We start from the raw sequence: 6,969 nt of genomic DNA, 5'->3' as shown, positions 1-6,969 counted from the left end.
ATGTAGGCGGATATTCATATAATATATTAAGTAAAAATTAATCTTCAAAAATTCAGAGATCTTATTGAACTTTCTTCAATAATTATTCTTGTTTTTTGTTTCTTTGTCAACGAAACACTGGTAAGCACATGAGAAACCTACTTTTAAGACCCGGGGCAGAAGAGCTTTCCTACGAGATCCGGGGCATTGTCAAAAAAGCACGGGAAATTGAAGCATTGGGATATCCCATCACGTGGGAAAATATTGGTGACCCTATACAAAAAAGTAATACCATTCCTTCTTGGATGAAAGCCATCGTATCTGACTTAGTACAGGATGACAAAACCTACGGTTATGCAGATTCTAAAGGAGTACTGGAAACCCGTCAGTTCCTTGCCAAAATCAATAATGAAAAAAAAGGCACCCAAATCACTGCTGACGATATTCTTTTTTTCAATGGTCTTGGTGATGCCATAGCCAAGCTCTATCAATTTTTGATTCCTACAGCAAGAATTATAGGACCTTCACCCGCATACAGCACGCATAGCTCAGCAGAAGCTGCCCATGCCAATACCGCTCCGATTACCTACAAACTCGATCCGGATAACCAATGGCTACCTGATATGGAAGACCTGTACAATAAAGTCAAATACAACCCCAGTATTGTAGGGATTCTCATCATCAATCCCGACAATCCCACAGGTATGGTTTATCCAAAGGATGTTTTGGAAGGTTTTGTACAAATCGCGAAGGAATTCAACTTGCTCTTGATTGCTGATGAAATCTATCAAAATATTACTTACAATGGTATTGAGGCAACTGCATTGGCTGAGGTAATAGGCGAATTGCCTGCTATTTCTCTGAAAGGGATTTCCAAAGAATTTCCTTGGCCAGGCTCTAGGTGCGGATGGATGGAGTTTTACAACAGAAATGCCTCCAAGGAATTTGCGAAACTCTGCCAGACATTGGAAAACGCAAAAATGATTGAAGTCTGTTCAACAATACTCCCGCAGCTTTCTATCCCCAAAATCATGAGTCATCCTGAATACAAAGCTTATAGAATGGAGCAAAATGAACGAATTGGGCAAAGGAGCAGAATCATGAAAGAAATTCTTGGGGACATTCCTGGCATCAAATTCAATCCTACCCAAGGAGCATTTTACAATACTATAGTTTTTGATGAAGATTTCCTTGCCCCGTCTCAAAAGCTACCCATAGAAGACAAAAAAATTCAATCGCTTCTGAATGGATGGCTTCAAGAAACTGAAATGCCAATGGATAAAAGGTTTGTATATTATTTGTTGGCTGCTTACCAAATATGCGTAGTTCCCATCAGCTCATTCTGCTCTGATCTGAGAGGATTTAGAGTCACACTTCTAGAAGAAGAGGAGGAAGTATTCAGAAATACATTTCAAAAACTCGGACAAGCCATTAGGACTTATCTGAATATTTCAAAGATGGAAAAATCCTTTTCCTGATTAAAGCTACCGGAAAGAAAGGCCTCATATGAGTCAATACCAAGCCCTCATGTTCGCGCACTTTCAGGTTTTTGTCGGGATTGAGGTTTTCTTTAGGCCATTCGGTTGGCCCCAAGTCCAACTCAGATAAATCCGGCTGCCCGGCATCTATCCAAGCTGTATACCAAAAATCCGCCGTCATTTTAATGGATCGCTTCATCTGTCTTTCTACCTGACCTGAAAGCATCGTGTGGTAAGCTAATGTAAATTCTCTGGAATAAACTTGTGTGTTGATACCTCCCCTTTCTTCAAAACTGTATTTTTTGTCAATTGCAAAACGATCTGTTAAGATCTTTTCAAACAGCAAGACCGAATCCAAAGCCAAATGAGCACCGGCCACAGCTTCCCAAACAGAAAGCTGTGGTTTTTCGTGATAAACAGCCTTCCCTACAAAAAAATCAAAATCCTCTGCCAATAATTCGGGTATCCTGCTTTCCCAGAACCCATGAATTCCATATTGGCCAGTCAATTGCCCATTGTAGTTTTTTGTAGTATGCAAGGGGACATGCATATCCGCTATGTAATGTCCCAAATCTGCAGAAAGTCTTAAAATTGCTTTGATATCCTTTCTCTTCATGGCCTCAGTAAGTTGGATTTTGACATGATAGACATTCCAAGGGCCTATCCCCTTTTCCCTTAGAACTTCTTCGGTATATATTTCCAATGCTTGATTCCAGTAAGGAGGCAATTGATACAATGCAGAATCACCATAGCTGTCCAGATCGATAAAATGTTTTTCAGCTTCACCTTTGACCGCATATCTCCTCCGGTCAGGATTGACAGCATTTTCAGAAATAAAGTCTATGTACCGTTTATAAAATCCAAAAACCTCTGGAGGCAAAGAAAAAACGGCTTGCCTATTTATCCTTCTATGGGCATAAAAACCCCATCCTAGAAGCTCTGCACAACAAAAAGTAAGCAGGAAGAAAGAAATAAAAATCATTTTCATACCTAAAATTAATCAATAACTAAGTTTAAATAAAACAATTTGTATTACATTTGTCGACTTGAATTTAAAAGAGGCAAAACATAAGCTAGAAGGTTCACAAGAAGTTAAGTTTTCAAATTCTTTTGTGAATCTAAAATTATCAGTTAACTTTGCACTCCGTTTAGGATAAGGGTATAATCAAAGAAATTAAGTAAAATAAGGATATGGCAAATCACAAATCGGCACTTAAGAGAATCCGTGCAAACGAAGCCAAGCGTTTGAGAAACAGATATCAGCACAAGACCACCAGAACTTTTATCAAAAGACTGAAGTCCTCCACTGATAAAACAGAAGCGCAAGAGTTGTTGAAAAAAGTTACTTCCATGATTGATAAGCTTGCCAAAAAGAATATCATTCACAAAAACAACGCGGCAAACAAAAAGTCTAAATTGACCAAATTCGTCAATTCTTTAGCCTAAAAGAAATTTATCCGTTTAAATAGCCCCGGGATCATCACCGGGGCTTTTTTTGTTTTGAAGCTCTTCTTATTTTTAAGTACCCACAATTTTTGGGGACCATGGGATCTGATCCTGTATTTGTCATTTTTAAACCCAACATGCCATGGAAGACTATACATCCATCAAAATATCCTTACTTTCAGAGGAAGACAGACCAAGAGAAAAACTTTTACTGAAAGGCAAATCAACACTCTCAGATGCAGAGCTTATTGCTATTCTAATAGGTTCAGGCACCAAACAGCTCAGTGCTGTAGATTTATCCAAACATATTTTAGCCAAAGTAAACCACAGCCTTGCGGATTTAGCCAAACTGAGTATCACAGATCTAAAAAAATTTAAAGGAATTGGAGAAGCCAAAGCTATTTCCATAGTTGCTGCACTAGAGTTGGGGAGAAGAAGAAAACTGGTAACCGAACAAACAAGAAAAGTAAAAATTTCATCCTCTGCTGATGTATGGAATATTATGAAGCCTGACCTGATGGATGAATCTATTGAACATTTCTACATTCTATTGCTTAACCGAAGTAACCATGTCCTGAAGAAGCAGCTTATCAGCTCAGGCGGTACAAGTGGGACAGTTGCAGATCCTAAAATTATCTTCAAGCACGCTTTGGACAATATGGCCAATTCTATTATTCTGGTACACAATCATCCTTCAGGCAACCTCAAACCATCTGAGCAGGACCGTCGTTTGACCAATCGGCTAAAAGAGGCCGGCAAAAACCTGGAAGTACCTGTCCTGGACCATGTGATATTCACAGATCTTGCCTATTTTAGCTTCGCAGATGAAGGTTTGATTTAAATTAACATGAAAACAAATACCATACTTATCATTGGAGTACTGACTGTAATAGTTCTTGCAGTAATCTATACCTTAACTGGCACCGACAGCCCGGAGACTTACATAGAAAATGTAGAAAAGGAAAGAGAAAGGCAATATAAGTTCATCAGGTTCAATGTTGACTCCCCCCTTACTGAAGAACAGAAAAGAACTTTTGGAGAGCTGGAGTATTACCCAATAGACCCGGACTATAAAGTAAGGGCAAAAATGGTTCCCTTGGAAAACAAAAAGATGGTAGAGCTTCCCATGACTGACGGTACTTTGGAAAAATACTTACAGCATAGCTATGCCGAATTTGAACTGAAAGGGGAAAGCATCAAATTATTGCTCCTGCAATCCCAAAAAGATCCGGACCGGAGAAATTTCTTCTTAGCATTTGCCGACGCCACAAGCGGTGAGGAAACATACGGAGGAGGGCGCTACATCAACCTACGCCAAGATGGCAAAAACAGCATTACCATAGATTTTAATCTCGCCTACAACCCCTACTGTGCCTACAATCCAGACTTTGCCTGCCCATTACCTCCAAAGGAAAACATTCTCGAAATCCCAGTCTATGCAGGGGAAAAAGATTATAAGAAGGATGAAGGATGAGAAGCGAGAGACAAGAGACGAGAGGTTAGAAATAAGATGCGAGATGCGAGACAAATAGAAGATAGGTATGATATTTAAATAGAGCCTCGTAAATCCTAAATCGCAATTTTTCAGGCATCGCCTTCTAACCTAAGGCAATTCTCTTAAATTTGTGCCTTATTCTGAACTGAAGTAATTCCATGAAAATATCAATCAATAGATTACAAGATTTTATACGCCTTGATCAATCCCCTGAGGAAATAGCCGATCTGCTCACCGGCAGTGGCTTGGAAGTCGAGGGACTTGAACTTTTTGAATCCATCAAAGGTGGGCTGGAAGCTGTGGTGATTGGAGAAGTACTGACCTGCGAAAAGCACCCCAATGCGGATAGACTCAGCATCACCACCGTGGATATCGGAAATGAAACTGTACCCATTGTCTGCGGAGCACCCAATGTCGCCAAAGGCCAAAAAGTAGTGGTCGCCAAAGAAGGGTCAACCCTTTTCCCAATTAGCGGTGAACCCTTTGAAATCAAAAAAGCCAAAATCAGAGGAGAAGTTTCCCAAGGAATGATCTGCGCCGAAGATGAAATCGGCATAGGCGAAAGCCATGCAGGCATTATGGTCTTGGATACCGATCTGCCTAATGGCACTCCTGCTGCTGAATATTTCAAAGTAGTACGTGACCATGTTCTGGAAATCGGATTGACCCCTAACAGGGCTGATGCCGCTTCTCACCTAGGTGTAGCCAGAGATTTGAAAGCACTACTCAAAAGAGAAACTTGCCTTCCTTCAGTAGAGGAATTCAAAGTAGACAACACCTCCAGAACTATTCCTGTGGAAATCGAAAGTGCCGAAGACTGCCCTAGATATGCTGGATTGACCATCTCCAATATTAAAGTAGAACCTTCACCAGAGTGGTTACAAAACTATCTGAAGGCACTTGATCTCGAACCTATCAATAACATCGTAGATATCACCAATTTCATTCTCCATGATTTGGGACAACCGTTACACGCTTTTGATGCAGATCAAATCTCCGGAAACAAAATTATCGTCAAGAAATTATCCAAGGATACTCCCTTTACCACTTTGGATGACAAAAAAAGAAAGCTTTCCGGAGAAGAATTGATGATATGTGATGAAAAGGGAGGATTGTGTATAGCAGGTATTTTTGGAGGGAAAGGATCTGGAGTATCTGAGAATACCACAAGCATTTTCCTGGAATCTGCCTATTTTTCACCGGACGTAATTAGAAAAGGCTCTCAATTTCATGGACTCAAAACAGACGCTTCTTTTAGATTTGAAAGGGGAACGGATCCCAATATGCCGGTGTATGCCTTGAAAAGGGCAGCCATTTTGATCAAGGAAATTGCAGGAGGAGAAATAAGCTCAGAAATATCTGATTTTTATCCCAACCCTGTATCAGACTTTGAAATAGAGGTTAGCTATGCGAATATTCACCGTCTGATCGGAAAAGAAATTTCCAAAGAAGAAATAAAAACCACTTTGGAAAATCTTGATATCCGCTACATTGGAGAAACGGAGAAGAATTTCACTGTTTCCGTAAAACCTTACCGGGTGGATGTCACTAGAGAGGCCGACGTCATTGAGGAGATACTCAGGATACATGGTTTTGACAAAGTAGTTCTTTCTGAAAATCTCAATTCGGATTATTTAGCTGAGCATCCATCTAAGGACCTTAACAAACTCCAATATAAATTAAGCGAGGTACTTTCGGGCTTAGGTTACTATGAAATCATCACCAATTCACTCACCAAGCCTGCTTATGCAGAAAAATCCGGCTTTCTAAATCCAAAAAATAACGTAGAAATTCTGAACAAACTTAGCGAGGATCTTGGCGTGATGAGGCAGACCCTCCTATTTTCAGGATTGGAAGTTTTGGCCCACAATATCAACAGACGCCAAAAAGACCTCAAATTATTTGAATTTGGGACTACTTATCAAAAAGCTTCTGAAGGCTACCAGGAAGAAAAGAAACTGGCCCTATTCCTGACTGGGGATAAAGCTGCAGAAAGCTGGCTGGAACCTTCCAAACCAGTGTCTTTCCCGGACTTGTATGCTACAGTAGAATTAATCTGTGAAAAACTGGGCATTGATAATTCTGAAGTAGAAATCACCCATGATGGACCTTTTGATTACGGATTGAAAATCAAGCTTGGAACCAAAGAGCTGGGCAAAGTTGGTTTGGTCAGTGAAAAACTATGCAAACTGGCAGAGGTAAAACAGGAAGTTTTATATGCAGAGCTGAGCTGGGATCTTCTTGGTAAAAAGGCTAAAGGGCTTAAGAAATACAATGAAATCTCTAAGTTTCCTGAGGTCCGAAGAGACTTGTCTTTGGTGATTGACAAAGAGGTGAGTTTTGATCAGATCAAAAAGACCGCTTTGAAGGCTGGAGGTAGGCTTCTACAAAGAATAGGAGTCTTTGATGTCTATCAGGGAGAAAAAATCGAGACAGGTAAGAAAGCTTATGCATTAAGTTTTTATCTTCAGGACAAAGAACAGACTTTGACCGATAAAATCATCGATAAAACCATGAACAGGCTAATCCAATCCTTTGAAAAAGAGGCAGGTGCCTTTATCAGAAAATAAC

The 6,969-nt window shown here is 40.1% G+C and carries 6 protein-coding genes; 5 read left to right on the top strand and 1 reads right to left on the bottom strand.

Translation table 11 applies throughout. The annotated features are described in order from the left end of the window. Positions 1 to 128: 128 nt before the first annotated feature. Positions 129 to 1,457 carry a pyridoxal phosphate-dependent aminotransferase gene (locus A33Q_RS07955; RefSeq protein ID WP_009035936.1) on the top strand — a complete coding sequence of 443 codons (1,329 nt, stop codon included), beginning with the start codon at positions 129 to 131 and terminating at the stop codon, positions 1,455 to 1,457. Here the strand turns inward: A33Q_RS07955 and A33Q_RS07950 are convergent. Continuing rightward, complete coding sequence (locus tag A33Q_RS07950; protein WP_009035937.1) at positions 1,411 to 2,445, bottom strand: zinc dependent phospholipase C family protein; 1,035 nt, start codon at positions 2,443 to 2,445, stop codon at positions 1,411 to 1,413. The genes A33Q_RS07955 and A33Q_RS07950 overlap by 47 nt on opposite strands. A gap of 203 nt (positions 2,446 to 2,648) precedes the next feature. On the opposite strand from A33Q_RS07950, the gene rpsT reads away from it, so the two are divergent. From rpsT to pheT, 4 genes are all read left to right on the top strand, one after another. Next, on the top strand, positions 2,649 to 2,903 hold the full coding sequence (rpsT, locus tag A33Q_RS07945) for a 30S ribosomal protein S20 (RefSeq protein WP_009035938.1): 255 nt from the start codon (positions 2,649 to 2,651) through the stop codon (positions 2,901 to 2,903). A 142-nt stretch (positions 2,904 to 3,045) separates the two neighbouring features. Beyond that, complete coding sequence (gene radC, locus A33Q_RS07940; RefSeq protein WP_009035939.1) at positions 3,046 to 3,744, top strand: RadC family protein; 699 nt, start codon at positions 3,046 to 3,048, stop codon at positions 3,742 to 3,744. 6 nt (positions 3,745 to 3,750) lie between these two features. After that, on the top strand, positions 3,751 to 4,377 hold the full coding sequence (locus A33Q_RS07935; RefSeq protein WP_009035940.1) for a DUF1684 domain-containing protein: 627 nt from the start codon (positions 3,751 to 3,753) through the stop codon (positions 4,375 to 4,377). A gap of 179 nt (positions 4,378 to 4,556) precedes the next feature. Then, positions 4,557 to 6,968: a phenylalanine--tRNA ligase subunit beta gene (pheT, locus tag A33Q_RS07930; protein ID WP_009035941.1), complete on the top strand. Its 2,412-nt coding sequence runs from the start codon at positions 4,557 to 4,559 to the stop codon at positions 6,966 to 6,968. The last annotated feature ends 1 nt before the right edge of the window (position 6,969 follow it).

It is taken from the genome of Indibacter alkaliphilus LW1 (assembly GCF_000295935.2).
Taxonomy (GTDB): Bacteria; Bacteroidota; Bacteroidia; order Cytophagales; family Cyclobacteriaceae; genus Indibacter; species Indibacter alkaliphilus.
The sequence above is the reverse complement of the archived record's forward strand: the minus strand, read 5'-3'. Positions and strand labels throughout refer to the sequence as shown.

Excerpts from the sequence above, each read along its gene's own strand:
- A33Q_RS07955 (WP_009035936.1), top strand. The coding sequence starts at position 129 with ATGAGAAACCTACTTTTAAGACCCGGGGCAGAAGAGCTTTCCTACGAG.
- A33Q_RS07950 (WP_009035937.1), bottom strand. The coding sequence starts at position 2,445 with ATGAAAATGATTTTTATTTCTTTCTTCCTGCTTACTTTTTGTTGTGCA.
- rpsT (WP_009035938.1), top strand. The coding sequence starts at position 2,649 with ATGGCAAATCACAAATCGGCACTTAAGAGAATCCGTGCAAACGAAGCC.
- radC (WP_009035939.1), top strand. The coding sequence starts at position 3,046 with ATGGAAGACTATACATCCATCAAAATATCCTTACTTTCAGAGGAAGAC.
- A33Q_RS07935 (WP_009035940.1), top strand. The coding sequence starts at position 3,751 with ATGAAAACAAATACCATACTTATCATTGGAGTACTGACTGTAATAGTT.
- pheT (WP_009035941.1), top strand. The coding sequence starts at position 4,557 with ATGAAAATATCAATCAATAGATTACAAGATTTTATACGCCTTGATCAA.